Here is a 25742-nt window from a genome sequence, read left to right as displayed (position 1 = left end):
ATGTACAGCTTCACACTAATACAGACTGTAGAAACAGAGAAAGACAGCCTTGCTCACGGGGAGCGGCTGCCTCCGGCTTTGGTTTTTTGCACGTTACACGTTGATATTTCCCAATTCCACGTCCGCCTGAAAACGGGCTTTGGCTGCTTTCAATACGTCCCCCTCGGAATCGGCAGAAACCTTAAACATGGTGATCAGCTTGTCGCCGCTCAACACCTGAACATTGTACTGGGCGTCTCCGTCATACGTAGCGGCAAACTGGTACTCTCTTCCGTTCACATTCATGCATTGTTCCATCGTCGACACACCTCCTGCTATAGTGTGTCACGATTGGCGTTCCGTCATGTCGAGTCTCCCTTTATCAGAAACGGACAAAATTTTCCTGATTGACAGGGATCCATTTTCCTCAAATCCAGGCAAGTTTGATCAGGACAACAGCAAGAATAGGGCCGCGCTTTTCCGCAGAGCAGGGGCTGCCATTATAACGCTGCCTTTTTCAACGAAAACTGCTTACCGTATCCGCCTAAACTCTTTCCGCTATTTTAGACGGATGACGAGCCGCCTTCTTCCCGTTGCTGAGCGTTACCGTGCAAACGCCCGCAATCACCAGGATGATCCCGATCCCCTGAACCCCGGTCATGCTCGAACCGTAGAAGAGGACGGCAATCCAGCAAGCATTGATCGGCACGAGATTCATATAGATGCTCGCCTGACTGGCTCCGAGTTGATGAATCCCCTGATTCCACAGAAAAAACGCGAGGATCGTCGCGAAAAACGTCAAGTAGATCATTTCTCCCCAGGATTGTCCCGACAGAGACGGCACACGATCCCAGCCGCCCTTGGCAAGCGACAAGATCACGAGAAAAAACGCTCCAGTCAATGTTGTCACTGTAGTGGTCAACAGCGGCGATACCCCTTTCATCACGGCCTTGCCGATCAAGCCATACAGCGCCCAGCAGAAAAGGGCTGCCAAAAACAGCAGGGCGCCTGCGTTGAACGCCAGGGCGGAAAACGCTTCCCATGAGCCTTTGACGATCACGAGAAAAACACCGGAAAGCGACAGCAATAAGCCGATTCCGAGCTTTTTGTTTCACAATTCACCTAGAAACAATACCGCTCCCAGCGTAATCAAGACAGGTGAGTTCGCCATAATCAATGACCCGTTGATCGCTGACGTATAGGACAGTCCGATAAAGAAAAAAGCGTTATAGGCGAAAACGCCTGTCACAGACATAAACAAAAGGCCCAGCCAATGCTTTTTTAATGCCTCCAGCTTCCACTCGCCGCGCAGATGCGCAAGGGCAATGAGAATGAGGCCAGCTGTCCCAAAACGCAGAGCCGCAGCCGTAATGGGCGGAATTTCCGATATGACGTGCTGGGCGGTGCCAAAAGCTCCTCCCCAAAAAACCGGAACAACCAGCATCCAGATGTATATTTTCCAATTTTCCGTTGGGTACGTTCGCCTTCACATCTCGATCTCATTTGGATAGTGAAGATCCCGGCCAGATCACTTGCATACTTACATGATTCCATAAAGAGACCAGCGAGAAAAATCTTTGTTTTCAGGTTGTTCATGATGTTTTGAGCCTTTGCTTGTCCAGAGTTTTGACGGAGCTGTTCGTAAAATGGCGAGTATCGTCAAAAAAAGTTTATTCTCTTACTGAACCTTTTTCCCCGCGAGAGCGAATTAAGAGTTGTAAAACGTTCAGGAGGGGCCCCATGAATGATAAAGAGTTACTTCCGTGGCTTGAAAAAGCGACGTTGGGCGACGAGTCGGCCTTTCAGCTTGTTTATCAGGCGACTCACAAAGACGTCTATCGGACGGTTACTTTCCTCGTCTACAACAAACAGGACATTGAGGACATCGTGAATGAAGTTTACATGTGTATGTGGCGATCGTTTCACACGTACGACCCGAACCGACCGTTCCGATTTTTGCTGCACGGGATCACTGTCCGACAGGTCCAGGATTGGAAAAGAAAGGCCTGGCGGCGAATTCGCCTCTTTGAACGAAACCGACAGATGACTTGCGAACAGTTCGACTGGACGGACAAAGCTGTCCTGCAGTCCGAAATGCAGCATGAGCTGTTCAGCCTTGTCCGCCAGTTGTCGTACAAACTACGTGTGGTCGTCATCCTGCGCTATTTTCACGACTATGCTCTGGAAGAAATCGCAGACATGCTGCAGATCCCCGTTGGCACAGTGAAATCCAGGCATCATCTGGCACTGATAGAACTCCGGAAACGATTCGAAATGACGGGAGGAGACGCGTATGCCCATTGACAAGGAATTGCGTGAAGAGCTTCACCAGGTGGCAGATTCGATGCACTGCCCACCCGATTTATATGAACGTGTCCGACAGTCCTATCAACACTATGTGAACGAAAAGAGGGGTAGATCTCCCATGAAAAAACGCATGCTCGCAGGCATTGCCACAGTAGCAATCCTGATTCCGTCTGCCGCACTTGCTGCTTCCTATCTGGCCGATAATATTTTCAGTTCTTCTGCGACCATTGAACAGCACGGCGGTACACAGGAAGATTATCAAGAGATTGAGGGAATGCTTCAGGCAGCAAAAGACAAACTGACGGAAAACGAATTCAAGGAGTATGTGGGGCTGACCAAGCAGTTGATGCAATTAAAGCTGAAGATCACCGATGAAAATGGAGTCCAACATGAGGAGAAGCTGACCAAAGATGAGCAGCAGCAGTATGAGCAGCTCGCCTCCAAGCTGGTCCCGTACTTCAAGAAGATTAACGGAATCGCCAAGCCGTAAGAGAATGAAGCAGTGACCCGTCCGTTGTGGATTGGGTCACTTTTTCTCGTCCAGGGAGCTTTGGGCTATGAACTTTGTGTTATGACAGCGCGAACCCAGGCACTCCATTCAGGTCAAGATTGGCAAAACTGCCCTTTTTTCGTATTGGGCCCAATGCTAGCGATTGCAGGGCTTCTCTCACTGGCGTGCGGCTAATCCCAAGCGCTTCGGACAATTCTGTGTCGAACAGCTGCTCGCCCGGCTCCAGGGTCCCCTCAATAATCCAGCGTTGTATTTGATGAAATTCCTTTTCTTTTGCGGACAGTCTGACTGGTGATTGATAGCTTTGCGGAATTGGCAAGACTTGCACCGCCTTTCTGATTTGTCGGAAAGCGTTTATGGACCATTTGCGAAACATCACACAAGAAATGGAAAACCCCCGGCCAATAGGCACCGGGGGTCTTAAAGCAGCGGCATCCTGCTCTTTCTTCACGATTACACAGGAGAAAACTGTGAAAGGACGGTAGGCTGACGAAGCTTTGTGCCGTCTGGCAGCGCGATGACCAGTGTGCCGACTCCTTCGTCCTCTCCGCTCTCCCAGCGGAATCCAAAGGTCAATTTCTCCGTTTCCGCTCCTTTTGGAAATACAGCCAGCAAGCTTCCCATCGTCTCCGGCAAAATCGGAACCGACACTCGATTCCCCTGTTCGTCGGGAATCGACAGAAGCTTGGGCGCATCCGCGAAATACTGAACCGTATCAGCAAGCAGGGATACTTGCTGCTCCGTCAATTGCGAGGCAAACGATTCGAAAGGCACTCCCATTCCCATCATTCCTTTTCATCTGGTGAATCGTCAAACAAGCTTTGCTGGATCAACGTGTTTTTCTCGTCATCGCCAGGCGCGGCTGTCGGTTCTTCACTGCCGTTCGACGGTACATTCTCTTCTTCGCCAGGCAGCACGGCTTCAAACGCGACATTGCGCACTTCGCCTTCGACAGCTGCCCTGCCGATCCCGCCTTGTTCCGTAATGCCGACCTGATCTGCCTGTACCTGTACCCACTCCTGCTTGTCGGTGAAAGCGTAGAGGGTCTCTTCCAAAGTCGCGGCGACCACCAGGTGGGGATGCGTTTTCCGTTTGCGGATGAGCTGCACCCCTTTTCCGGCCCTTCCCTGCAAGGGGATGCTTTCCAGATAGGTGCGTTTTACGATTCCTTCGGCCGTTAATATGCTGAACACCCGCGGATCTTCTTCTTCAACCGGCAAAACCCCGACAACCTGATCTCCTGCCGCGAGCGCGATCGCTTTGACACCGCTTGAAGCCCGTCCCGTCGGACTTACTTCGCTCTTCAGGAAGCGGATTCCCATCCCGTCTTTCGTGACAACGAGGAATGCCCCCCTGTCATCCGCCGCAAAGGCAGCAACGTACTCGTCCTCTTCGGATTTGAGCTTGGCGGCTACCAACGCGCCGGAACGATTCGTTTCGTACTCGCTCAAAGACGTTTTCTTCACCAGACCCGAGCGGCTCATATGGACGATTTGCAACGGCTGCTTGAAATTCTCGACAATCGCGAAGCCGATCACCCGCTGATGCTTTTCCAGCGGAATGATGTTGACGAGCGCGGTGCCGATGTCTTTCCATTTGTCGTCCGGAATGGCATGCACCAAAGTGGCAAAGTACTTGCCGTCCTGGGTGAAAAAGAGAGCGGTATGGGAAGTGTTCGTCTCGGTAAAGTAGCGAACCCGATCCCCTTCCTTCACCCCGCACGTATCAATCGTCCCCCCCATCGACTTGAACGAACGCGGGCTGGTCCTCTTGATGTACCCTTCGTTGGTCAGGGTGACAATGCAGTCTTCGGCATTGATCTGCATGGCGATATCCACCTTGATTTCCTCGATCTCGCCCTGTATTTCCGTCAAACGGGGTTCTGCGTACTTCTTTTTGATTTCGGTCAGCTCGGACGTAATCACCTGGATCAGCTTTTTCTCGCTTTCCAGGATCGATTTCAGCTCGGCAATCTCCTTGGCAAGCGTCTCCAGCTCTTTTTCCAGCTTGACGATGTCCAGACGGGTCAAGGAAGCGAGCTGAATGCTTAAAATGGCATCAGCCTGCGGATCGGTAAAGCCGTACTTCTCCATGATGTTCTTCTTGGCATCGGCCCGATCTTCCGAATCCATGATCGTATCCACTACCTGCCGCAAAATCGATTTCGCCCGGATCAAACCTTCCACCACGTGCTCGCGCTTGGATTTTCGATCAAGGTCGTACTGAGAACGTCTGGTCACGACTTCCTTCTGGTGATCGACGTAGGCGGCGAGCAGTTCTTTTAATCCCATCTGGCGAATCGTGCCTTCGTGGATAACGTTCATGTTGTAGTTGTAATAAATTTGCAAGTCGGTGTTTTTGTAAAGATAGTTCAAGATCGGCGTCTCATCCACATCCTTCTTGATGTCGATGACGATCCGCACCTTTTTCTGCTCCGCTTCCTTGCGGCCGGTCTCATCCCGGACGGCCAGAGCTCCTTCGATCTTGCGCTCCATTACGAGTTCATCGATCTGGGCAACCAGCTTCGACTTGACCACATCGTAAGGGATTTCCGAGATGACGATTTTTTTCACCTTGGCTCCCTTTGGCTCCTCGACATGGGTTCTGCCCCGAATGATGAACTGTCCGCGCCCCGTTTCAAAAGCCTTGCGAATGCCGGAGATCCCTTGAACGATTCCCCCTACCGGGAAATCTGGCCCTTTTACGTAGGTCATCAGCTCATCCAGACTGATGTCCGGCTTTTTCATTTGAGCAATGGCCGCATCAATCACCTCGCCGAGATTATGCGTAGGAATATCCGTAGCAAACCCGACAGCAATCCCCGACGCTCCGTTCACGAGCAGATTGGGGAAACGGGACGGCAACACTGCCGGCTGCTCAGCCGAATTGTCGTAGTTTGGTATAAAGGTAACGGTATCTTTCTCGATGTCCCGCAGCATTTCGTTGGCGAGTGCCGAGAGACGGGACTCGGTATAACGCATCGCGGCAGGCGGGTCGGCATCGAGGCTACCGAAGTTGCCATGGCCCTGAATCAGCACCTGGCGCATTTTCCACCATTGCGCCATGCGGACCATCGTTTCGTAAATAGCGGCATCTCCATGCGGATGGTACGTACCCATAACGTAACCGACTGTTTTCGCCGATTTCCGGTACGGCTTGTCATGGGTGTTCCCCTCCTGGTACATCGCATACAAAATACGGCGCTGCACCGGCTTCAAGCCATCGCGTGCATCGGGGATCGCGCGGGACAGGATGACCAGATTGGCATAATCGCCAAAGCGTTTCCCCATGATTTCCGCAAAGCTCTGTTCGATAATTTGATTGGACAACATGCTTATTCATCCTCCCCCACTTCAAAGGTGACGTGGCTTTCAATCCACTCTCTGCGGGGCGGTACCTTGTCGCCCATCAGAACGGTCACCAGTTTTTCGCAGTGGGCCAGGTCTTCCAGCTGAACCCTGATCAGCTTGCGCGTTTCCGGGTTCATCGTCGTTTCCCACAGCTGATCCGGGTTCATCTCGCCCAAACCTTTGTAGCGCTGCACTTCTGCACCGCGACCAAGCTTTTTGAGGGCTTGTTCCAGTTCGTAATCACTCCAGCAATAAATCGATTCGGCCTGTTTTCCCCGTCCCTCTTTTTTCACCTGATACAAAGGCGGCTGGGCGATATAGAGATGCCCGGCAGCAATCAAAGGCTGCATGTAGCGGAAGAAGAAAGTGAGCAGCAAGGTCTGAATATGCGATCCATCGACGTCTGCGTCAGACATGATGATGATTTTGTTGAACGCGCAATTCTCGATCGAAAAATCTTCGCCGATATCCGTTTCCAGCACTTCCAGCACTGTACGGAATTCCTCGTTGGATAGGACATCGGAAAGCTTGGCTTTCTCTGTATTGAGCGGTTTTCCCCTCAATCCGAAGATCGCCTGAAATTCGGAGCTCCGTGCTTGCTTGGCCGAGCCTCCGGCAGAATCTCCCTCTACGAGAAACAACTCATTGCGCTTCGGGTCTTTATATTGCGGTGGAGCAAACTTCTCCGAAATGGACTTGCGTTTCTTTGTATTTTTGCTCTTTTTGTCTCCGCGCAAAGCTTCCCGCTGTTTTCTCAGCTCTTCCCTGATCTCGGCCGAACGGATGGCCTTTTCTACGAGCAGCTTCCCGATTTCCGGGTTCTCTTCGAGGAAAAAGCCCAGCTTTTCCGAGACGATCTGCTCCACGATCGTCCGCGCTTCTTCATTCCCGAGCTTGTCCTTCGTCTGGGATTCAAACTGGACGTCAGCCATCTGCAAGGACAAAACGCCGAGGAAGCCCTCGCGCAAATCGTTCCCCGTCAGGTTGGCATCCTTTTCCTTCAAAAAGCCTTTTTTCCGGGCAAACTCGTTAAATACCCGGGTCGTCCCGTTGCGGAAGCCGGTCACGTGTGTGCCTCCATCCGTCGTCGGAATCGAGTTCACATACGAGACGAGGGTTTCGGTGTAGCCGTCGTTGTATTGGAAGGCGAGCTCCACGTAAACGTTATCCTTTTCTCCTTCGAAATAGACGACCGGATGCAGCGTATGCTTGCCTTCGTTTAAATAATCCACGTAGGACTTCAGGCCATCCTCGAAGTAAAACTCCTCATGCTTCTTCTCCGGACCGCGCTCATCAATCAGCACCATCCGCAGCTTTTTCAGCAAAAAAGCCGTTTCGCGGAATCTGTCGCGAATCAATTCATAGTCAAAACGCGAATTTCCAAAGACCGCTTCGTCCGGCAAAAACCGCACCGTCGTGCCGGTACGTCTTGTTTTTCCGGTGATGACGAGATCCGTTACAGGCTTGCCCACATGCTCATTGCCCGCCTCATCGACGACATAGGCAAATTTTTGCTTGTGAACGGAGCCGTCGCGATGAATCTCTACTTCCAGCCATTGCGAGAGCGCCACAACGACACTGGAGCCTACGCCGTGCAAGCCCCCGCTCTTCTTGTAGCCCCCGCCGCCGAATTTCCCGCCGGCGTGAAGGGTCGTGAAAATGACTTCCGGCACAGGACGCCCGGTCTTGTGCATGCCGGTCGGGATTCCCCGGCCGTGGTCTTCCACGCTGACACTCCCGTCTTTATGTAAAGTTACGATGATCGTATCATTAACTCCGGCTAGCGCCTCATCCTTGGCATTGTCGACGATCTCCCACAGGAGATGGTGAAGACCGCGACTGCCTGTTGATCCTATGTACATCCCCGGCCGCTTGCGGACGGCTATCAATCCTTCCAGTACCTGAATGTCTTCTTCGGTATATTGGAGTGCATCTGTTTCCTTCAATCGCTTTCTCCCCTCTACTTCTTTCACTGCGGTCCCGCCAAGGCAGTTGGCGGCGTTTCGTTATAAAAGCGAACACTTAATCGCTATTGTACCGTATGGAAACCATTGTATTCAATGTTTAACGGGCATTTCTGGCGGAAAAAGACGCTGGCACGGCAGAAAGCCATCCCGCGCTGCGCGAGATGGCTGCTCGAAAGCCTGCAAATCTTTTAACTGGAAGAGCCCTAAACAGGATTGCGCTGCCGATTGGAAATAATTTCCTCGATATCGACAAAATAACGCCCGGAGCGGGTAAATTGTCCCAATGAGATCCTGCGGCATACATCTGCTCCCACGGCGGCGCCCAGAGAAACGGACGACGCGAGCTGCGGCCAGGTCATAATGCTTTTTCCCACTTCCTGCAAAGAAGATTTGAGCCGATCTGACATCGTTTCATAGCCGACGATTTTCAGAACGAACGGAATTTTCTCCTTGTCCGACAAGCCCCTCAACTGACCGTAGTCCAAACCTTCTGCCAATCCGTGGAGAATCGGACGATCCGGCTCGAGGTCAAAGCGCTCGACGTCCAATAGTCCGCGGTCACTCGTGTCCATAATGACCGGTATTTTGTGCAGCCTCGCTTTCTCCCTGGCCAGAATTTTGATATTGAGGCTGTCGCACTCATCCACGAGGATGTCCAGCTTGCCGCCCTCCAATAAAAATGGTTCTATATTTTCTTCCGTAATCCCGTCCGGATAACAGACTACACGCAAATACGGGTCAATTTCCGCTATCTCCCTCGCTGTGACCACCCACTTGGGCAACCCGAGCTGAAATACGCCGGCTCGTATACGGTTCAGGTTGGACAGCTCCAGCGTATCAAAATCGGCGATGCGAATCTCTCCGCAGCTTCTCTCCATCGCCAACGTCAACGCAATCGATTGGCCCACGGACAACCCGATGACCCCGATCGTTTTTTCATTGAGCAGCTTTTGCTCTTCCGCCGTAATCTTGTTTCGATTCCGATTGGTTCGTACAAATACATAGTCTTCTTCGTCCAGCAAGTGAACAAGCTTGTTTCTCCAGGGATAATGCACCCACACCCCGTGAAACGAGATAGGTGTACTGCCGAGGCGCTCTTCAACCGCTCGGGACAGCTCTTCTGGCGAAAAGCGAATCCCTGCGTTTTCGGCCTTGATCAACTCCTGCAGCTGGGGACGAAAACGATCGATGACTTCTGGACGCTCGGTTTCCATCAACTCATTCAAACGATGCTGGTCTTCGGCTTGCGACAAGCGAAACAACTGCGGACGCCAAACGAAATGATTCTCCTCGTATTTTGTCCCCTGGTCCCAATGCGTAAATGAATGCATGCACACTCCCCCGCTTTTAGACGATATATCCTTACAAAATGATCGTGAAGCCATTCAGCTCTTTTTCAAGTGATTCCACTTGCGGCGAAATAGTGTAAAGAGCCGGCTGCTGTTCGATAGCTGCGCCCGGCTTCCAGTACTTTGAAAATGTTTGTCGCATCTCTTCGTATTTCTGGGCCTGGGCAGGCACCGCATTTGCAACCGGAACCAGGCCGAAGCCGGAATCTGCCATGTACTTCTTCACGTGCGGCGGGAGAATGATATACATCGTTCCCCATCCGTCTTTTTGGGCGCACTCCACCATCGTGGCCAGAAGCATGCGAAAAATATATCTTTTATGCAGCTGAAGGATTTTGAACATAGTCGCGTTCGGATCCTTTGGGAGCATATCCAGGATGGGATGGAAGGAAAAACGAACAAATTCTGCCGCCTTGTCTTCTCTCTCTACGCCCTCGAACAAGTCGTAGCAATCAAGCTCCTTGCCGACGACTGCCCTGGCCGTTGCCAACACGACAGAGTCGTTTCCCAAGTCCTGTTGGACCGTAAACACCTGTGAACTGTCATCTGCTTCATAGCCGATCGGCACGTACCCAAAAGAATCATGGAGATATCGGTAGTTGTAGCTAAAACTGATAATATCCTGCACCTGAGCCCACGCTGACGCATCCGCCTCTGTCGGGCTGGCCCAGTAATACAGGCGGCTGTTCAATGCTTCGTCCGGCCTGTCGATAAATGGTTTTGACAATGAATGGTACAGATGATTCAGCTGAACGGAAGCAAAGGAGTCCGGTTTGTGAAATCGTTTGAAGGGAAACACAGAGTAAGGACTGGTGCGGAGAGGCACACGTTTGGCGGCAATAGAGAATGAATGTGGCGTTGGCATTGTGACAACTTCCTCCTGTCATCTCCCCTGCCAGACGACCGGTTCGGAAGGCTTAGCTGTTTGATCGCTCTCGTCTGTCGCGTGGGAATAATTACCTGATAACATGGTTCTGCAAAAATTTCCGTTTTCCTCCAATTTTATATCCGATTTTCCAAACGTTGTTTTTCATCTTTATGGGCAAGCTACGTATGAGCGAAAACCGAAGGCGAAAAGGGGGAACTTCCTTGATTAGCGCAACGAAACCGTTCGTAAAATTTCACCGTTATGACCAGGAGCTGGTCTCCGATATACAAGCTCTGAACTCTTCGGGCTATCACAAGGACGACATCTGGGTCCTCAAATGGAACCCCGACAAAAACCATTCCAATCAGCGGGACAATTATTACAAGTACAGTACCCATTTTGAGAGCGCTGTCGGAAACATCGACAGCAAGGCGCATTTTTTCGACAATGGCGGGGAAGAATTGCGGACACGTCTGGAAAAGCTCGGTTTGACCAAGGATGAGGCTTCGGCTTTATTTCGGGAATTGCAGGAAACCGACTACACATGTCTTTTAGTCGTTCGCGATCTGAAGGACAACATTATTAAAATGAACGACTGACAGAAAAAGACCGCTGCGCGTACATGCAGCGGTCTTTCGTTCGTTGCGTCTTACTCGTTCTCGATCAATTCGATGCCTTCCAGTACTTCGTTCAGCTTGTTGTAAACGGCATCTTCTTCGTTTTCTTCCAGCGGCACCATTTCGCCGCCGTCTATTTGAAAGACGAAGATATCTACTTCTTCTTCCAAATCCTCGTCGCTATCTTCGTCTTCGACTGCTTCTGTCAGGGCTACATACTCTTTCCCGTTCAGTTCGAACATCGCAATGACTTCAAAATCGCCCAACGGCTCTCCGTTTTCGTCGTCAAGCGTAATGACGTCACCCAGTTCCAGGTCTTTTTCCTCAGCGGTCAATTTGTTCACGTCCTTATTGATGAAATTGGCTACTTCCCTCCCATCATACCGTTTTTTTCCTCGGGACGCAAATGAGCTTAAGCCATCGGCAATCTTACTTCGAACGTACTTCCTTCCTGTTCCTTGCTCTTCACGGTAATTTTGCCGCCCAGGCTGTTGATGATCTTGTAGCTGACCATCAAGCCCAGCCCTGTCCCTTTTTCCTTCGTCGTAAAAAAGGGTTCGCCCAGCTTTGGCAAAAGATCCTCCGGGATACCGCAGCCGTGATCGCGGAAGCGAATGACCAGTTCACTTACTTCCCGCTCCACCTCCACGTGCACTTCCCCGCCGTCCGGCATCGCTTCTATGGCGTTTTTCAGCAAATTGAGAAATACTTGCTTCAGCTGATTTTCCTCGCAGCGAACCGGGGGCAGGGACGGGTCGAATTTGGTGACAATTTGCACGTCGTGCATGATCGCATGTGTTTCGGCGAGCAGGATGATCTGCTCAAGCATGGGACGGATGTCATGAAGATTAAAGACAACGGTATGGGGTTTGGCCAGGACGAGAAACTCGCTCACGATATGTTCGATCCGGTTTAGTTCGGAGAGCATGATGTCGTAATATTTCGGCTTGTCTTCATAACGGGATTGCAAAAGGTGCAAGAAGCCTTTCAGCGAAGTGAGCGGATTTCGAATCTCATGAGCGACGCCCGCGGCCAGTTGCCCGATAATCGAGAGCATCTCCGACTTGCGCAGCATTTCCTCCGCCTGCTTTCTTTCCGTAACGTCAAGCAGAATGCCGATCACAGCCGGGAGCCCTTTGTAAACTGTCGTTTTTTGCAGTACTTCCAGTTCGATCGTGCTCCCGTCCTTTCGCAAGCCGCGAAAGGGATAGCGCATCGAATGGCTGGCGTTCTCGTGACTGAGCGTCTGTTCTCCCGCTGTTTCTACAGGCAGGATGACTTCTTCCATCCCCAGCTTCACAAGCTCTTCCTGGGTGTAGCCGAAGATATCCGCCATATAAGGATTGACGTAGACGAATCCGGGTTCGTCTACATAGGCAATGTATACACCCACCAAGGTGTCTTCGACAAGACTTCGGTACAGTTCTTCGGTTTCTTTCAATTCCCGCTCCATTTGTTTTCGTTCTGTAATCTCTGTAAGGGAACCGACAACTTCTACGACGCCTCCTGAATCTGTGATCGGGGCCAATGTCGTGGTAAAGATCCGATCGCCGATCGAGGCTTCGTATTCGACAATGTGACCTGCATAGGCGCGTTCATACAGAGGGAGTATTTTTTCCTCGTTACAGGTCAGCAAGATTTCTTGCAGCTTTTTTTGTCCGATCGATTCCGTTGTCAGTCCAAAATCTCTGGCCAGTTTGCCTTCTGACAAGGTAAAAACAAAAGACCCATCTTCGCCGCGCTTGTACTTGAAAATTAAATTATGTACATTTTGTATGGTCCGGCGCAGTTCATCCCGATATAAATCGATCCCCTGCTTTCCATCCCTCTCTTGCGCTTGCAACCGGAAAGCACTCCTTTATAACAATGTTCAGATGGGTCAAATATTCGGCATTTTTTTCCGGTATCCTCTTTTTTTTCCAAAAAAGAAAACAACCTGCTCAAAGCAGGCTGCCTTTCGTTATTCCTTCACTTCTTGAATAACTCCTTTTTCCATCAAAAACGCTTCTTCTGCCTGAAGGATCATGATGATCGCATCCCGCTGCACGTATTTCCCGGCTTCAGCCAGGCGGCGTTCGACGAAGCGAAGCATTTCCTCAAAATCGATTATCTGAATGTCCTGGTCACTCACCGCGGTATACCCCCCTTTTTCTATGAACCTATTGTACATGAATGTTCTACTTCTTCCAACTCCACCACTTGCGGCGGATCGGCTTCAGGAGATAAGCGGTCCACAAGACAAGCAAAACGCTCAGCACCAGGTAGAAGCACGAAAAAAACAGCCACGGAGTAAAGTCGAAGCGAATCGTGGGATTCACTGTCTCTCCCAGAATTGCAAACAGCACAATGACCGGATTGATTCCGGCAAGGTATTGAAGCTCCGGCCTGCCCCACACCTCTTGCGAAAGAGATCGATCGGGGGCCAGCTGAATCAAAATCTCGCCGAGAAAGAGGCAGATCAGACCCGTCACCACGACAAAAAAGAACGCGATGCCGTAAGCGATGATCGTACTGACTGCCGTTCGCTTGAACCATGTGGAACAAAACAGCCCCAAAGACCCGAGGAACATGATGTTCACACCGAAAAACAGGGCCAGTTTGATCAGTTGTTCCGGAGATACGCTCCCGTACAGCATCACGATACTGTACAAGGGCATGGATGCGATGACGAGCAAGGATGTAAAGGCGAGCGAGGTAAACAGCTTGCTCCAGATGATCGTCCGTGGCGACAGCTGAGTGGTCAGCAGGATGTTCAGCGTCTGCCGTTCTCTCTCGCCGCTCACCGCTCCCGCAGTCAAGGCTGGGGCCACAAAGCAGATCATGGCATAGTGAAGCGCTGCCGAAATGACAAACAAATCCTTGTTTTGCCCAAGGCTTCCGGCTTTGATCGGATTGACGATCAAAAAGCCAAGCGGAATTCCTCCCATGATCAGCAGAAACAGTATTAATGTCCAGACTGTTTTTTTGGATCGAAAGCGCTCCCGAAGCTCTTTGACGATGATCGGATTTAAAGATGACGACCTCATCCTCCGGCCACTCCTTCCGTAATGGCGAGGAAGACAGCCTCCAGATTTTCGCTGGACTCGCCGAAGTACGCCACGGCCACCTCGGCCTCGATCAGTTTTCGCAGCAGCTCTGCTTTTTGATGCTCGCTTCCGATGAACCGAAAACGAAAACCGTCCATGTTCTCCTCCAGATCCTCCACAAACGCGTTTTCTTCCAGAAGAAGCGCTGCCCGGTGGTGATTGCTGAGCGTTTTGACCATCATCAATGTCACCCCGCGGGCGCGAATGCTCACTTCATCGAGTCCGCCGCAAGCGATCAGTCTCCCTTTTTCAATAATGCCGATATCGTCGCAAAGCTCAGCCAGCTCAGGCAAGATGTGGGAGCTGATCAGAATCGTTTTTCCCATACAGCGCAGCTGCTTCAATATTTCCCTCAGCTCGATCCTCGCCCGCGGGTCCAAGCCCGATGCCGGCTCATCCAATATCAGGACCTGCGGGTCATGGATCAGGCACCTGGCCAGACTGAGGCGCTGCTGCATACCTCTGGACAGGGAATCGACATAAGCTTCCGCTTTGTCCGAGAGATTCACCAGCTCCAGCAGGTCGGCAATCAGCGAGCTGCGTTTATGGGGAGCTATTTTGAAGGCGCCTGCGTAAAAGTCAAGGTATTCGACGGCAGTCAAATTGTCATAGACGCCAAAAAAGTCCGGCATATAACCGAGCGACTGCCTGACCTGGGCCGGTTCCCTCCGAACGTCGTATCCGCAGACGAACGCCTCCCCTTCGGTCGGCTCCAGCAATGTCGCCAAAATCATCATCGTCGTGGATTTGCCCGCGCCGTTCGGGCCAATAAAACCGAATACCTTTCCTTGTTCGATCCGCAGCTGGAGATCGATGAGTGCTTGCACCTTGCCATAGCTCTTGCTCAGGTGAACCGTCTCAATCATGTTTCTTGCGCTCCTTTCCCTCCACCTGGAAATAAGGCATTGGCAGTGCCAGTCGCTGCTCTCCCGGATTGGAGAAGCGGATCAGGATTGATCCGTCAGGGGTAAGGTACTCGCGAAGCTCTTTTCCCACCACAAGTCTTTTGCCCCGTGGAAGCGCCATCCATTTGCCGCTCTTCTGATGGAAGACCTCTTTTTCAAAGGGACGAAACATGCTGTGGTCGAGGGGCACGGTCAATTGATCTGCCGTCTGAAAGGCCTCGCCCAACTTTAGCGAAAAGATTACACTGCCTTTGGAAAGCTCCCAGAGACCGGCGCTGTTGGAATCAAAATCGCCTTTGACCTCGTGGATATCGACACGCAGCATTCCAAACGGAAATGTGATATGACCACTTGCATCTGGCTCAAGCTGTACATTTTGCGTGATGACATTCCAGTGATGCTCGCGATGAGGAAGCTTTAGGGCAAAAGGAGAAAGCGGATCCTGATTGACGCCCTTGATCCGTATCGCCTTGTCCCCTCCGTATGCGAGAACATCATCCTGCATGCGGCGAACACGCCGTGCCGGTGTCTCCTCTTCTTCCGCAAACGGCTTGCGCGGAATGTAGAGAGACTCCAGCTTCACATCGATGTTCTTTCCTTCTCCCTTCTGCAGGCTTCCCAACGGAATGCGCTGCAACCCGACCTCCAGATAGGACTGGTCAAACGAAAACATGGTATCATTTTTAATGCTTCCAATAATGCGGTCTCCTTGTACCTGAAGATGGTTCTCTATTTGTCCCGTATCCTGAAGCATGCCGAATCCCACCGTTTGGCGCGGTGTCAAATACGGGACATTCTGGAAGGACAGGAGGCTCCCGTCACTGCCCTCGCCGATCATCCCGTCCGGCTGGTAATCGTTGCGCCCGACAGACAGGGGGACCGCTACGGTTCCCGGCTTGACGTCAATGTCAAAATTGCCGCCCCCCACGACCAGGAAAGAGGAAGCGGTCGTCGCCTCGGCCGTCTGTTTATCCAGCAAACGCACCTTCGTCACGGCATAGCTCACATCTTCGGAAACGACCATCGGCTTTCCCAGATAAAAAATGCCCGTACTCAGCAAGATTGCCGCACCCGGAATAATGCCCCACGCCCATTGTCTTTTGTCCTTTCGCTTCAGAAGCCAGTACAAACCGGGCGCGACGATGAACGCATACAACACCCACAAGCCTGCCATCATGATCGGGTCGGGCGTCCTTACCTGCGGAATCTGTCTGCTCAGTTCCAAAGATGGACGGCCAAGCTGATCAAAGTAACCCGTATTCGTTAACAGGTTCTGGACGCCGTGGTGCTGAAAAACGCTTTGCCAAAGCTGCGCGTTGAATTGCCAGGAAGCCAACGGCTCCTGTGTAACGTCGTAATTGACAAACAGAAATAAACCCTCGCCCGTTTTTCGAGAAACGAATAATGGCTGATGCTTATCGTAAACAGGAATGTCAAAAGCGGGAATGTTTTTCTCCAGGAGGTAGGGACGAAGACCTTCTGTCGCTATTATTTTTCCCTGCTCGCGTGATTTCAGGGGAAGGAAGTCCGAAAATTGGTCCAGCAGCTTTTGCTGGTCAGAACCGGCGGAGAGAATGAGAATTCCCCCTTGTTTCACCCAGAGTTTAATCGCCTCTACTTGCCGATCTCCGAGCGTCGAAATGTCCTTTCCTCCCAGCGCCAAAATATCGAGATTGTTATAGAGCCAGGAAACATCGGGCATAGACTCCGGGGTCATATTGTAGACAAGATAAGGCCCCCCGCTTCCAGGACCGGATTGATTCATGGCCAAAAAGTGAAAAGCGCTGTCGCCCGAATGCAACACGCCTATGATGATACCGTCCCTGGGATATGGCAAACGTACTTTTTCGCTTTTCACCGTTCGGCCATTCTCGACCAGCTGAAGCTTCCAGTCGTTCATCATCATTTCGGCCGGAAGATCAAAAACGACTTTTTTCTTCTCTCCCTCCTGCAAAGTCAAAGGCTGTTTCAAGACGACATTTCGCGTTTTTTGCCTGTAAGCATCTTTGCGTAATTCAACAGTTCCTGAAAAAGGTTGGTCTCGGCTTGTTACCGCTACCTCCAGCCTCATCCAGGAGTCGTATTTGACGATCCCGTCGAGTGGAACATTAACCGTTATGTCGTAGATCCCTTCGGCAGCCGCTGGTGCAGATACTGCCCCCAAACAAACAGCTATCAAAGCGAGCAGCCATTTCCATTTCATGCCTCTATCCTCCGCTCGTCATCGTGACGCAATTGAAATTGTGGCCGTTGTTTCACCCTTCCGCTTCTGAGTCAAGAGCAGGTGGGTACGGTCACTGGACCACTGAGCCTTGAGCAATGCGCCCTCCCCTAATCGACGTATTGGAACAACTCGAATATCAGGAGGGTCCTGATTCAGCCGGGCTTGCTTTATTTTTCCGTCCGGTGTAGTGAACGTCAGGCTGTCGTCATCGTTCCAGGACGGCCACGCACCTGTCTCCAGCGGTGTTACCGCTCCCGACCGCACCTCCATGACGTGAACGGTGTCCTGCTTTACAAAAGCCAATAACCTTCCGTCAGGGGACCACGCTGGCTGCGTACCCTCGACCAGCTTCCAGTCTTGCATGGCTACAGTGCTGCTTACCCAAATTTCCTCGGTTCCATCATTCGTCCGGCGCGAATAGGCGATACTCTCGTCGTATTGGGACCAGCTCGGTGCGTCAAATGCAACTCCTTTTTCCTCCTTCAGCAGCTGCTTGCTGGAAGGCCGTTCCTCATCTGCCAGGTTGACGATCCACAACCGCGAAAACTCCTCCGTCCGCTCCACAACAGCCAGTTGTTTTCCCCGATTTGACCAGGATACCGCAGTGTATGTCCCGCCGTCATTGGGCAAGACAACGGTCCCTTTTGGCTGCGAATCAGCCAGATCTCTTGTCTTGACGACACGCTTGTCTTCCACATAGGCAACAATCGTGCCATTCGGATTCAGATCGACAAGCGCTTCAGCCCCGTCATTGACAAGTGTCATCATCGAGTAGTGACGCACGGAGGGAGACTGATCGCCCCAAGGGCCGAGGCATACAGCGAGCAATAGCAGGATAAGCCCTCCGCCCGTCACGAGCCAAAGTCGGCGGGCTTTGCCGCTTTTCTGCTTTATCTGTCCTCGTTTCCGTTCCTGTTCAAGCTCTTGGATACGCTGGAGCAGCTGCATTTTCAGCTTCTCTTTGAGCAAGTAGTTTACCGGTACAGCACGCCTAAGCTCTTGCAGGTGTGAAAGAAGCTGCGCGATGGTACCTTCTTCGTAATCGCCGTTGGGGAAGCGTTCTTGGTCTTTCATTGGTCGTCTCCCCTTTCGTACATCCTCTGGAGCTGATGCAAAGCCCGATAGGAGATCATTTTCACGCTGGATTCCGTTTTCCCCAACACTTCTGCCACTTGGCTGATTTTCAGGTCGGCAAAATAACGCAGAGTCAGCACGTCCCGCTGGTCCTGTGTCAATAATTCCATGCGGTCCCTAAGCATGCGTATATCTTCATTCAGCAGGGTCAGTCGCTCTGGCTGCCATGTCTCGTCCGCTTCTGCTCCCATGAACAACTCCTGGTCCACCGGCACTTCCCGATTTTTTCGCATAAAATCGACATACGTATTGTGGGCAATCCGAAAAACCCAGGATGCAAAGGGACTGGTTCTGCTGTATTGTTCAAATTTTTCTAGCGCTTTCAAAAAGACCGTCGTGGTCAAGTCATCTGCGTCCCATGGATTCCGGACGCGGCAGCGAAGATAGCGGTTTACGCGGTCAAAGTATTCATCGTACAGTTCGCTAAAATCGCGCGCTTCGTAATATTGCTCAGATGACTCGGAGGACGGCCCTTCTGAACGCTTCATCGCCATCTCCATCACTGTTCATCACCCGCTGTAAGAAACGACTCTCCAAAAAAAATCGCCTTTACAGGAGCTTTCCCCCTTTTGGACTACATCTAGGTACTACGTTTCAAATGGGTAAAATGTTACAGGATTTGGCGAAAAAAAATTGTTAAAAAAGGTAAAATGTTGGCAGATCATGCAAGCAGAGCGCGATCAAGCTCCTCCATGATATCCTCTGCTGCCTCGATACCCACGGACAAACGGACGAGCCCCATCGTGATTCCGGTTGCGGCTCGCTGTTCTTCTGAGAGGGCCCGGTGGGAGGTTGTGACTGGATGAGAGACGCTCGTCTCCACGCCAGCCAGAGAAGGAGCCAGCTTGATCCAGCTCAGGGAGCGGTAAAAATCGTACACGCGGCTCTCGTCGGCAAGCGTAAATGAGACCATCGCCCCCTGCTTCTGACGGAAAAAGAACGAGGTGTGCTCTGCGTCCGGATAAAACGTCTGTTTCACGGCCGGGTGGCCCTTGAGAAATTGTGCCACTGTACTGGCATTTTCACATTGCCTCTCCATCCGCAGAGCCAATGTCTTCAGTCCCCTCGCAGTCAGCCATGCCTCAAACGGACTGAGAGACGCTCCGTAGTTGACAACCACTTGTCTGGCCCGCTCGATCAGCCCTTTTGTCCCCACCAGGACTCCAGCCGTTACATCGCTGTGCCCTCCAATGTATTTCGTTGCCGAGTGGACGACCAAATCAGCTCCGAAAAGAGTCGGCTGTACCAAATATGGCGTCGCGAACGTATTGTCGACCATGACCGTCAGGCCGTAGTTTTTTGCCTGCTGAATCCAGTAGGGCATATCGGCTACAGTCAGCAGCGGATTGGTGATCGTTTCCATGAAAAACAGCTTTGTGTTGGAACGGATATGCTCGTCGAGAGAATCAAGGCGGCTTAAGTCAATGCATTCTGCCGATATTCCCAGTTTGGTCAACTCGTTGAACAACAGGCTGTAGGTACCCCCATAAATCTCGTGGGAAGCGAGCACGTGATCTCCCGGTCCCAGGACGGCAAGCAGACCTGCCATGGTCGCTCCCATACCGGATGCCGCGCAGACTCCCGCTTCCGCTTCTTCAAGCCGCGATACTGCGTCCGCAAGCTCGTGCTGGTTTGGATTTCCGTTGCGCGTATACAAAAATTCTCCTTCGCCGGCGTAATATCGTTCAACGTCCTCCAGACTCGAGAAAGCGAAAACAGACGTCTGGTAGATGGGAGACGCTTTCCCTGTTACCTGCCTCAGCGGCTCATGTCCAATAAGTACGGTTTTGGTTTCAAAGCGGTCTGCCACGCGAATCCCTCCAATGTCACATTTCCTAACATTATACCATGTGTCTCCCGCTATCAATCAATCCGCAAATCTTGCAGGTTTAGCCCCTATAAACATATGGGTATATAGTCCCTGTACAAGCTGGGTTAATACGATCGATCCTCTCTGAAAACGAGAGGATTTTTTTCTTTCAAATCGTTTCCTCAACTTTTCCATATCCCTTCCGAATTTTGACGAGGTAGTGAAGTGTATGATAATGTGTGTTGTGAATCAAGGACATGTGAAAGGATGGATGAAAAGATGAAGAAATCCTTACTGGCTCTCTTCACGATTGTGCTTTCAATCGGACTTCTGATTGGCTGCAGTTCCAATAACGGGTCTGCGTCTCCGGAGAATACAAATAATCAACCGGCACAAGAACAACCGAAAGAAAAGGACAAGACTCCGGCCCAGCCGGCACCCCCGGGAAAATACAAGGAGTACCCGGCGATGTCGATCGATACGTCCAAAAAGTACACTGCAAAAGTGTCGACCTCCATGGGAGACTTTACGGTTGAGCTGTTTGCCAAGGACGCTCCCAAAACAGTCAACAACTTTGTTTTCCTGGCGAAGGACAAGTTCTACGATAACCTGACTTTCCACCGGGTAATCAAAGACTTTATGATCCAAACCGGCGACCCGAAAGGCGATGGAACCGGCGGCCCTGGCTACAACTTTGAAGATGAGCTCAACAACGGACACAAATACGAGGAAGGCATCGTTGCAATGGCCAATGCCGGGCGTAACACCAACGGCAGCCAGTTCTTTATCGGTACAGGCAAAGATGTCGAAGGCCTGAACAACTCCCCAGACTACACGATCTTTGGCAAAGTGGTAAGCGGCATGGATGTCGTTCACAAAATCGCCGCGGTAAAAGTGAAAGCAAACCCGGTAATCCCCAACGAGCAAAGCGTCCCGGAGCAGCCAGTAACAATCAAAACCATTACGATTGAAGAGAAATAATGCAGCAAAGCCGTCGGTTCCCACCGGCGGCTTTTCCTTTTGAAACTTTTGCCAATCTGAAGCGTCCATTTCTTTTGAGGTGTACATGGATGAAGAAAAAGACAATCTTGACAGCCGGTGTAGTCTGGCTTTGCTTGTGGGTACTCAGTATCGTTTGGTATGAGCACAAAACCCTCAGTGAACCGTATCTACTGCGCCACTACCAGCGATTGCCCCTGTTCAGTGAAGGCTATGTATGGAATCTATCTTTTGTGAAAAACGCCAGCGACAAAAGAGAGGTGCGAAGCGTCGTCGTACCCGGCTTTCCCTCGGCGTTGCGTGCCACAAGCGGCGACGGCCGATACACTCTGGACAATTATGTGGAATACCGCGGAGCTGAGTTTATCATCCCCAACGTGCCGGATATCCCAAAGCAAATAACAGAGGTGGAAGTGACATTTTCAGACGGCTCTTCACGTATGGTTGACATCGGTGAGCTCTATCTGGACGAAGACCGGGAAGGAGAGCCTTCCACAGTGCTGAGCGGCTATCACGGCAAAGGCTCGGTCGACGAGGGAAGCGCCAGTTTTCGCCTTGCCAAAGACGCTGCACTCACCGACGTCACGCTGCTGCCTGCCTCCATATCCGCCAAAGATTTGGAAGTTTCGATCAATGACTCCCCGTGGGAAAAGGGAAAGTCACTCTTATTTTCGAAGGGAGAGCCACTTAAAGTCTCCTATCGCATAGCTTCTGAGGACGGAGTGAGTTTTGACGGACTGATTCATCTGCACTTCCGGACTGCAGATGGTACTGAAACTGTAGAGCATATGCCGTTCCGGGCCAGATCCGATGGCGATCAGCTGCTGCAAGCCATACGGAAAGGAGGATAGCCGGCATGTATCGAAAAGCGTATTTGCAAATATGGTGGGGCCTGCTTTTTCTGTTGTTGTCTTTTCACGTACAGGGGATTGATCTGCTGCCAGACTTGGTGGGCTACTTCCTGCTCTTCCTCGGTCTGCGGACACTAGCCGCGCAGCATCCGCAATTTTGGATCGTGATTTATTTTGCAGCGGCCTCTGTCGTCTATCGTGGAGTCCTGAAAATTCTCCTCTCAGGGAGCGACGAAGGCAATCCACTGACTTCTTACGCCATGACGCTCTTTCTTGAAAATATTCAGGGAGTCTTTCATTTTCTGACGCTTTACGCCTTGTATCAGGCGATTCGCTCAGTCGCCCAAAATCAAGGCTGTTTTGCATTCTCCCAAAAAGTCGAAGGAGCCCAGCGAGCACTGCTGTCTGTGTTTCTGGCGATGGCGTTCGCCTCGCCGTTTCTTCCCCACTTCGAAGCCGGGGTTGCCGCGCTTCTGTTCGTCCTGCAGCTGATTTTTTTCTTTATCTGTTTGTATTCGCTAATCCTGGTTCGCCTCGCAGCGCGCCAGCTCGCTCATTAGAAAATAGTTCTATGGAACCAATCTCCTATTGAACCACTTCCAATCCACAGGTAAACTGGCACATGACCTGATTCGCTTCCGCGACATTCGAGCAAAAAGCGAAAAGGAGTGGTTTAAAGCGTGATGACACGGGAAGCGCGAATGCGCTTTTTCTTCTTTCTTAACAGCTTTGTGATCTTGTTGCTCTGCTTGTTTGTCACCCCGACAAACGCGACTGCCCCCCAGCTGCTAACATGGGGCCCTTCCCTGCCGACAAATGGCGAGAAACAGGAAGCGAAAAGCAAAGCGGCAGGCAAGCAGAATGCACTGCAACAAAGCATAAAACCTCGCAAAGCAAGCGAAAAACATACCTCTGTTCAAGTAAGCCGCGATGATCGGCGAATTGCTGTACGGAATGGAAAAGCGAGAATATCGAAACGGGATATGGAGCTGTTAGCCCGGTTGGTCTACGCGGAAGGCCGGGGGGAACCATACGAGGGACAAGTGGCCATCGCTGCTGTCGTGTTGAATCGGGTAGAGTCTCCTCAATTCCCAAACACGGTTTATGAGGTGATTTTCGCCCGCAATGCTTTCTCTCCGGTAAAAAACGGCCGCCTTTCACCTGACACAAACGAGACGGCAAGAAGGGCTGTCATCGATGCGGTCAACGGGCAAGACCCTTCCCGAGGGGCCTTGTATTTTTTCAACCCGAATACAGCCACGTCGGATTGGATTCGGTCGAGAACTCCGATGCTGCGGATTCAGAATCATGTTTTTGCTCGATAAGTCGAAATATTAGATTTGTGAATGAAATTTAATATTACTTTATTTTTATTTTATGTACTGTTAACCTTTCTCTGTTACAGTTTACACGTAAGCACTTTTTCAACGCATTGAGAAAAGTATGCGATTTCTCACAGTACGCATGATTAGGTCTCTTGATTATCTAATTATGCTTACTGTGAAAATAATGGCAAAAAGCTTGCCGCTTTGGGTGAGAGCAAAGCGCTGTCTTTTGAAGCCAATCGACATTTTTCTCAATCGCCCCCAAAATTTTGGCATTCCCCTTGGGAGTGCTATTTTTTTGCAAAAAGACGGGCTCTGGTCTAGAACCCGTAAATGGACATTCCCCCATCAACAGCAATTGTTTGGCCAGAGATGTATGCGGCAGCATCCGAAGACAGGAAAATCGCCGGCCCGACCAAATCCTCCACGTCGCCAATGCGTCCGCTCGGAGTTCGACTCAATACTTCCTGCAAAAATGCCGGATCGTCCAGCAGCTGTTCGGTAAGCGGAGTACGAAAATACCACGGTGCAATCGCGTTTATATTGACGCCGTACTTGCACCACTCCAGAGCAAGAACCCGTGTCATATGGATCACGCCGGATTTGCTTGCGCCGTAGGCAACTCCCGTGCGAAGGGCGACCAGTCCCGCAACCGAGGCAATATTGACAATTCGTCCATACTTCTGCTCGCACATGGTTTTTCCCGCAGCCTGACACATGCGAAATGTACTCTTCAGGTTGAGGTCAACCACTCTGTCCCAGTCTTCCGTCGATACGTCGAGCGCTTTTTTGCGGATGTTCATGCCGGCATTGTTGATCAAAATATCCCAACGGCCCCATTTCTCCGTCACCGCAGCAGCTACCTTCTCCGCTGCTCCCTCCTCTGTCAGGTCCGACTGGATTGCAAAGGCTGTTCCGCCCTTCTGCTCGATCTCCTGTACCACTTCGTGTATATCAGCATCTGTTCGGGCTACAGCCGCTACTTTCGCGCCTGCCTCCGCCAATCCTAGCGCCAGTGCTTTACCGATGCCTCTTCCCGCTCCGGTTACGACTGCCGTTTTCCCTGTCAGGTCAAATCGATTCATCTCTCTCGCCCTCCTCTTGTCGATGCGTTTCTTCCTTATATATTTGGTTGCCTGCTCCACACGCCGCATGGAACTGCTTTGAATTAGCATTCGCTGTACATGGTCAATTCCCCTGTTTCCTGTTACAATGGGAGGCGTGGAAAGGAGGTCGTCGGCGTGCGTTTGTTAAGTCAAATGACCCTGGCTGAGCTGCAGGAAGAGATGGAGCGTCTGCGCCTCTTGATCGAAGAGAAAAAGCAGCTCGGCGACTCGTCTCAATTGGCTGTGTATCAACAAAAGTTTTTTATGGCCAAGTCGTATTACATCGGGACCGGCGAATTTCGCATTGGGGGCGTCTATCGTGTATACGAACACGATCAACCGTTTACGATCGAGTATTTCAACGGCGTTTTTGCCTGGGGGAAATTTCCGGACTCGCCCGAGGCTGTTGGCTTTCCCGTAGGCATGCTCGAGATGTGGGTATAACTGGTGGGAGTATGAAAGCCGGTCTTGGCAGGAAGGAGACCGGCTTTTCTCATGCAATTTTTGTGACACTTCGGCGCTTTACTCGGGTATAATAAGGGCAAAAAGAAAGAGAGTATTTGTAAACATGGACATGATTAACCTCATGCTGTTAGCCCTGCTTGCCATGGGCATTCTCGGAAATAACTCTGCCGTTTCGATTGCCGTAGCCGTATTGCTCCTTGTAAGGCTGCTGCACATTGAAAAGGCCTTTCCTTTTCTGGAACAGTATGGTTTGCAGATCGGGATTATCGTGCTTACGATCGGCGTACTCGCACCGCTCGCAAGCGGAAAGATCAACCCGCAAACCATCCTCTCCATTTTCACTCATTGGCAATCGATCGTCGCCGTATTTGTTGGAATTTTCGTTGCCTATCTGGGCGGCAGAGGGGTCACATTGATGACCGCGAATCCGTTGGTCGTAACCGGCATCCTTTTAGGCACCATCATTGGTGTGACGTTTTTTCGCGGTGTGCCGGTCGGCCCTCTCATCGCGGCGGGAATGCTCGCTTTCATTTTGCAATTCTTCCCGAAATAGCTTTATTCCCATCTTCCTTTGACTCGAAGTCCATAGGCGACAATCTGCTCGGGGGTTACCAGCCGGAACCCCTGCTGCTCCCGATAATCGACGACGAGCGAGCTGCTCCCTATGTATTCGGCAGTCTCCGGGTCCAACAGGAAGGTTACGCCTTCTACTTCAGTCATCTGGTCGTTTGGGGATTTGTCATCCCAAAACAATCCGTATTCGACAGTCATTCCGCAGCCTCCCACTAATACCCCGTTGATCCGCACCGCTTGTCCCTGCTTCGCAGTCATCGGCTGCAGAATAGCGATGGCCGACTGTGTCGCTGTTATCTTCATGCTGGTTCACCAC

General features: G+C 51.4%; 28 protein-coding genes and 2 pseudogenes. 9 read left to right on the top strand and 21 right to left on the bottom strand.

Annotation, left to right across the window (positions count from 1 at the left end; genetic code table 11):
* Positions 1–93: 93 nt before the first annotated feature.
* From Q3F21_RS12445 to Q3F21_RS27435, 4 genes and pseudogenes are all read right to left on the bottom strand, one after another.
* Positions 94–297 carry a hypothetical protein gene (locus tag Q3F21_RS12445; protein WP_340252954.1) on the bottom strand — a complete coding sequence of 68 codons (204 nt, stop codon included), beginning with the start codon at positions 295–297 and terminating at the stop codon, positions 94–96.
* Between the two features lie 226 nt (positions 298–523).
* The gene (locus tag Q3F21_RS12440) at positions 524–1039 is read right to left on the bottom strand and encodes a DMT family transporter (RefSeq protein ID WP_340252952.1); all 516 of its coding nucleotides are present in this window, start codon (positions 1037–1039) and stop codon (positions 524–526) included.
* A 51-nt stretch (positions 1040–1090) separates the two neighbouring features.
* Entirely contained in the window at positions 1091–1423 is a 333-nt protein-coding gene (locus Q3F21_RS12435) for a DMT family transporter (protein ID WP_425341251.1), read from the bottom strand.
* 89 nt (positions 1424–1512) lie between these two features.
* Positions 1513–1575, bottom strand: a pseudogene (locus Q3F21_RS27435) (hypothetical protein); the annotation flags it as partial.
* Between the two features lie 144 nt (positions 1576–1719).
* On the opposite strand from Q3F21_RS27435, the gene Q3F21_RS12430 reads away from it, so the two are divergent.
* Positions 1720–2283, top strand: coding sequence for a sigma-70 family RNA polymerase sigma factor (locus tag Q3F21_RS12430; protein WP_340252950.1), 564 nt, complete (start codon positions 1720–1722; stop codon positions 2281–2283).
* A gap of 121 nt (positions 2284–2404) precedes the next feature.
* A complete protein-coding gene (locus Q3F21_RS12425; protein ID WP_340252948.1) occupies positions 2405–2776 on the top strand; it encodes a DUF3600 domain-containing protein in 372 nt (123 codons plus the stop codon).
* Between the two features lie 157 nt (positions 2777–2933).
* Here Q3F21_RS12425 and Q3F21_RS12420 read toward each other — a convergent pair.
* From Q3F21_RS12420 to Q3F21_RS12395, 6 genes and pseudogenes are all read right to left on the bottom strand, one after another.
* A pseudogene (locus tag Q3F21_RS12420) lies at positions 2934–3116 on the bottom strand (GntR family transcriptional regulator); the annotation flags it as partial.
* A gap of 134 nt (positions 3117–3250) precedes the next feature.
* The gene (locus Q3F21_RS12415) at positions 3251–3577 is read right to left on the bottom strand and encodes a hypothetical protein (protein ID WP_340252946.1); all 327 of its coding nucleotides are present in this window, start codon (positions 3575–3577) and stop codon (positions 3251–3253) included.
* A gap of 5 nt (positions 3578–3582) precedes the next feature.
* A complete protein-coding gene (parC, locus tag Q3F21_RS12410; protein WP_340252944.1) occupies positions 3583–6129 on the bottom strand; it encodes a DNA topoisomerase IV subunit A in 2547 nt (848 codons plus the stop codon).
* Between the two features lie 2 nt (positions 6130–6131).
* Positions 6132–8120 carry a DNA gyrase/topoisomerase IV subunit B gene (locus Q3F21_RS12405; RefSeq protein ID WP_425341250.1) on the bottom strand — a complete coding sequence of 663 codons (1989 nt, stop codon included), beginning with the start codon at positions 8118–8120 and terminating at the stop codon, positions 6132–6134.
* 197 nt (positions 8121–8317) lie between these two features.
* A complete protein-coding gene (locus Q3F21_RS12400; protein WP_340252942.1) occupies positions 8318–9445 on the bottom strand; it encodes an Rv1355c family protein in 1128 nt (375 codons plus the stop codon).
* A gap of 31 nt (positions 9446–9476) precedes the next feature.
* Positions 9477–10328 (bottom strand): hypothetical protein, encoded by an 852-nt coding sequence (locus Q3F21_RS12395; protein ID WP_340252940.1) that lies wholly within the window; start codon positions 10326–10328, stop codon positions 9477–9479.
* Positions 10329–10552: 224 nt separating this feature from the next.
* Here Q3F21_RS12395 and Q3F21_RS12390 point away from each other — a divergent pair, with 224 nt between their 5' ends.
* Positions 10553–10930, top strand: coding sequence for a general stress protein (locus Q3F21_RS12390; protein WP_340252938.1), 378 nt, complete (start codon positions 10553–10555; stop codon positions 10928–10930).
* A 50-nt stretch (positions 10931–10980) separates the two neighbouring features.
* On the opposite strand, the gene Q3F21_RS12385 is transcribed toward Q3F21_RS12390, so the two are convergent.
* The 9 genes from Q3F21_RS12385 to Q3F21_RS12345 form a co-directional block, all read right to left on the bottom strand.
* Positions 10981–11283, bottom strand: a complete 303-nt coding sequence (locus Q3F21_RS12385; protein WP_003385675.1) for a DUF1292 domain-containing protein — start codon at positions 11281–11283, stop codon at positions 10981–10983.
* Positions 11284–11360: 77 nt separating this feature from the next.
* Positions 11361–12791: an ATP-binding protein gene (locus Q3F21_RS12380; protein WP_340252936.1), complete on the bottom strand. Its 1431-nt coding sequence runs from the start codon at positions 12789–12791 to the stop codon at positions 11361–11363.
* 117 nt (positions 12792–12908) lie between these two features.
* On the bottom strand, positions 12909–13079 hold the full coding sequence (locus Q3F21_RS12375; RefSeq protein ID WP_003385677.1) for a hypothetical protein: 171 nt from the start codon (positions 13077–13079) through the stop codon (positions 12909–12911).
* A gap of 46 nt (positions 13080–13125) precedes the next feature.
* Positions 13126–13974, bottom strand: a complete 849-nt coding sequence (locus Q3F21_RS12370) for an ABC transporter permease (protein WP_340252934.1) — start codon at positions 13972–13974, stop codon at positions 13126–13128.
* Positions 13971–14900 (bottom strand): ABC transporter ATP-binding protein, encoded by a 930-nt coding sequence (locus tag Q3F21_RS12365; protein WP_340252932.1) that lies wholly within the window; start codon positions 14898–14900, stop codon positions 13971–13973. The genes Q3F21_RS12370 and Q3F21_RS12365 overlap by 4 nt, the downstream gene beginning before the upstream one ends.
* Positions 14893–17142: a hypothetical protein gene (locus Q3F21_RS12360; RefSeq protein ID WP_340252930.1), complete on the bottom strand. Its 2250-nt coding sequence runs from the start codon at positions 17140–17142 to the stop codon at positions 14893–14895. The genes Q3F21_RS12365 and Q3F21_RS12360 overlap by 8 nt, the downstream gene beginning before the upstream one ends.
* Before the next feature lie 18 nt (positions 17143–17160).
* The gene (locus Q3F21_RS12355) at positions 17161–18237 is read right to left on the bottom strand and encodes a hypothetical protein (protein WP_340252928.1); all 1077 of its coding nucleotides are present in this window, start codon (positions 18235–18237) and stop codon (positions 17161–17163) included.
* Positions 18234–18797 (bottom strand): RNA polymerase sigma factor, encoded by a 564-nt coding sequence (locus Q3F21_RS12350; RefSeq protein WP_340252926.1) that lies wholly within the window; start codon positions 18795–18797, stop codon positions 18234–18236. The genes Q3F21_RS12355 and Q3F21_RS12350 overlap by 4 nt, the downstream gene beginning before the upstream one ends.
* A gap of 161 nt (positions 18798–18958) precedes the next feature.
* Positions 18959–20107, bottom strand: coding sequence for a trans-sulfuration enzyme family protein (locus Q3F21_RS12345; RefSeq protein ID WP_340252924.1), 1149 nt, complete (start codon positions 20105–20107; stop codon positions 18959–18961).
* A gap of 279 nt (positions 20108–20386) precedes the next feature.
* Here Q3F21_RS12345 and Q3F21_RS12340 point away from each other — a divergent pair, with 279 nt between their 5' ends.
* From Q3F21_RS12340 to Q3F21_RS12325, 4 genes are all read left to right on the top strand, one after another.
* Complete coding sequence (locus Q3F21_RS12340; protein WP_340252922.1) at positions 20387–21088, top strand: peptidylprolyl isomerase; 702 nt, start codon at positions 20387–20389, stop codon at positions 21086–21088.
* Positions 21089–21177: 89 nt separating this feature from the next.
* The gene (locus tag Q3F21_RS12335; RefSeq protein ID WP_340252920.1) at positions 21178–21957 is read left to right on the top strand and encodes a hypothetical protein; all 780 of its coding nucleotides are present in this window, start codon (positions 21178–21180) and stop codon (positions 21955–21957) included.
* Between the two features lie 5 nt (positions 21958–21962).
* A complete protein-coding gene (locus tag Q3F21_RS12330; protein ID WP_340252918.1) occupies positions 21963–22517 on the top strand; it encodes a hypothetical protein in 555 nt (184 codons plus the stop codon).
* Positions 22518–22637: 120 nt separating this feature from the next.
* Positions 22638–23282, top strand: a complete 645-nt coding sequence (locus tag Q3F21_RS12325; protein WP_340252916.1) for a cell wall hydrolase — start codon at positions 22638–22640, stop codon at positions 23280–23282.
* 320 nt (positions 23283–23602) lie between these two features.
* On the opposite strand, the gene Q3F21_RS12320 is transcribed toward Q3F21_RS12325, so the two are convergent.
* Positions 23603–24436: a glucose 1-dehydrogenase gene (locus Q3F21_RS12320; protein ID WP_340252996.1), complete on the bottom strand. Its 834-nt coding sequence runs from the start codon at positions 24434–24436 to the stop codon at positions 23603–23605.
* Positions 24437–24523: 87 nt separating this feature from the next.
* Here Q3F21_RS12320 and Q3F21_RS12315 point away from each other — a divergent pair, with 87 nt between their 5' ends.
* Together Q3F21_RS12315 and Q3F21_RS12310 are read left to right on the top strand one after the other, a co-directional pair.
* Positions 24524–24832 (top strand): YfhH family protein, encoded by a 309-nt coding sequence (locus tag Q3F21_RS12315; protein WP_340252914.1) that lies wholly within the window; start codon positions 24524–24526, stop codon positions 24830–24832.
* Between the two features lie 124 nt (positions 24833–24956).
* Positions 24957–25406 carry a DUF441 domain-containing protein gene (locus tag Q3F21_RS12310; protein WP_340252912.1) on the top strand — a complete coding sequence of 150 codons (450 nt, stop codon included), beginning with the start codon at positions 24957–24959 and terminating at the stop codon, positions 25404–25406.
* A gap of 2 nt (positions 25407–25408) precedes the next feature.
* On the opposite strand, the gene Q3F21_RS12305 is transcribed toward Q3F21_RS12310, so the two are convergent.
* Positions 25409–25729 (bottom strand): iron-sulfur cluster biosynthesis family protein, encoded by a 321-nt coding sequence (locus Q3F21_RS12305; RefSeq protein ID WP_340252910.1) that lies wholly within the window; start codon positions 25727–25729, stop codon positions 25409–25411.
* Positions 25730–25742 lie beyond the last annotated feature (13 nt).

The organism is Brevibacillus borstelensis (genome assembly GCF_037834415.1).
Taxonomy (GTDB): domain Bacteria; phylum Bacillota; class Bacilli; order Brevibacillales; family Brevibacillaceae; genus Brevibacillus; species Brevibacillus borstelensis_A.
Note: the sequence above shows the minus strand (reverse complement) of the source record. Positions and strands in the feature narration are given on the sequence as shown.

What these genes read in the sequence shown, in the direction of transcription:
- Q3F21_RS12445 (WP_340252954.1), bottom strand. Translation starts at nt 297, where the DNA reads ATGGAACAATGCATGAATGTGAACGGAAGAGAGTACCAGTTTGCCGCT.
- Q3F21_RS12435 (WP_425341251.1), bottom strand. Translation starts at nt 1,423, where the DNA reads ATGCTGGTTGTTCCGGTTTTTTGGGGAGGAGCTTTTGGCACCGCCCAG.
- Q3F21_RS12430 (WP_340252950.1), top strand. Translation starts at nt 1,720, where the DNA reads ATGAATGATAAAGAGTTACTTCCGTGGCTTGAAAAAGCGACGTTGGGC.
- Q3F21_RS12425 (WP_340252948.1), top strand. Translation starts at nt 2,405, where the DNA reads ATGAAAAAACGCATGCTCGCAGGCATTGCCACAGTAGCAATCCTGATT.
- Q3F21_RS12415 (WP_340252946.1), bottom strand. Translation starts at nt 3,577, where the DNA reads ATGGGAGTGCCTTTCGAATCGTTTGCCTCGCAATTGACGGAGCAGCAA.
- parC (WP_340252944.1), bottom strand. Translation starts at nt 6,129, where the DNA reads ATGTTGTCCAATCAAATTATCGAACAGAGCTTTGCGGAAATCATGGGG.
- Q3F21_RS12400 (WP_340252942.1), bottom strand. Translation starts at nt 9,445, where the DNA reads ATGCATTCATTTACGCATTGGGACCAGGGGACAAAATACGAGGAGAAT.
- Q3F21_RS12395 (WP_340252940.1), bottom strand. Translation starts at nt 10,328, where the DNA reads ATGCCAACGCCACATTCATTCTCTATTGCCGCCAAACGTGTGCCTCTC.
- Q3F21_RS12370 (WP_340252934.1), bottom strand. Translation starts at nt 13,974, where the DNA reads ATGAGGTCGTCATCTTTAAATCCGATCATCGTCAAAGAGCTTCGGGAG.
- Q3F21_RS12365 (WP_340252932.1), bottom strand. Translation starts at nt 14,900, where the DNA reads ATGATTGAGACGGTTCACCTGAGCAAGAGCTATGGCAAGGTGCAAGCA.
- Q3F21_RS12360 (WP_340252930.1), bottom strand. Translation starts at nt 17,142, where the DNA reads ATGAAATGGAAATGGCTGCTCGCTTTGATAGCTGTTTGTTTGGGGGCA.
- Q3F21_RS12355 (WP_340252928.1), bottom strand. Translation starts at nt 18,237, where the DNA reads ATGAAAGACCAAGAACGCTTCCCCAACGGCGATTACGAAGAAGGTACC.
- Q3F21_RS12350 (WP_340252926.1), bottom strand. Translation starts at nt 18,797, where the DNA reads ATGGAGATGGCGATGAAGCGTTCAGAAGGGCCGTCCTCCGAGTCATCT.
- Q3F21_RS12340 (WP_340252922.1), top strand. Translation starts at nt 20,387, where the DNA reads ATGAAGAAATCCTTACTGGCTCTCTTCACGATTGTGCTTTCAATCGGA.
- Q3F21_RS12335 (WP_340252920.1), top strand. Translation starts at nt 21,178, where the DNA reads ATGAAGAAAAAGACAATCTTGACAGCCGGTGTAGTCTGGCTTTGCTTG.
- Q3F21_RS12330 (WP_340252918.1), top strand. Translation starts at nt 21,963, where the DNA reads ATGTATCGAAAAGCGTATTTGCAAATATGGTGGGGCCTGCTTTTTCTG.
- Q3F21_RS12320 (WP_340252996.1), bottom strand. Translation starts at nt 24,436, where the DNA reads ATGCGGCGTGTGGAGCAGGCAACCAAATATATAAGGAAGAAACGCATC.
- Q3F21_RS12310 (WP_340252912.1), top strand. Translation starts at nt 24,957, where the DNA reads ATGGACATGATTAACCTCATGCTGTTAGCCCTGCTTGCCATGGGCATT.
- Q3F21_RS12305 (WP_340252910.1), bottom strand. Translation starts at nt 25,729, where the DNA reads ATGAAGATAACAGCGACACAGTCGGCCATCGCTATTCTGCAGCCGATG.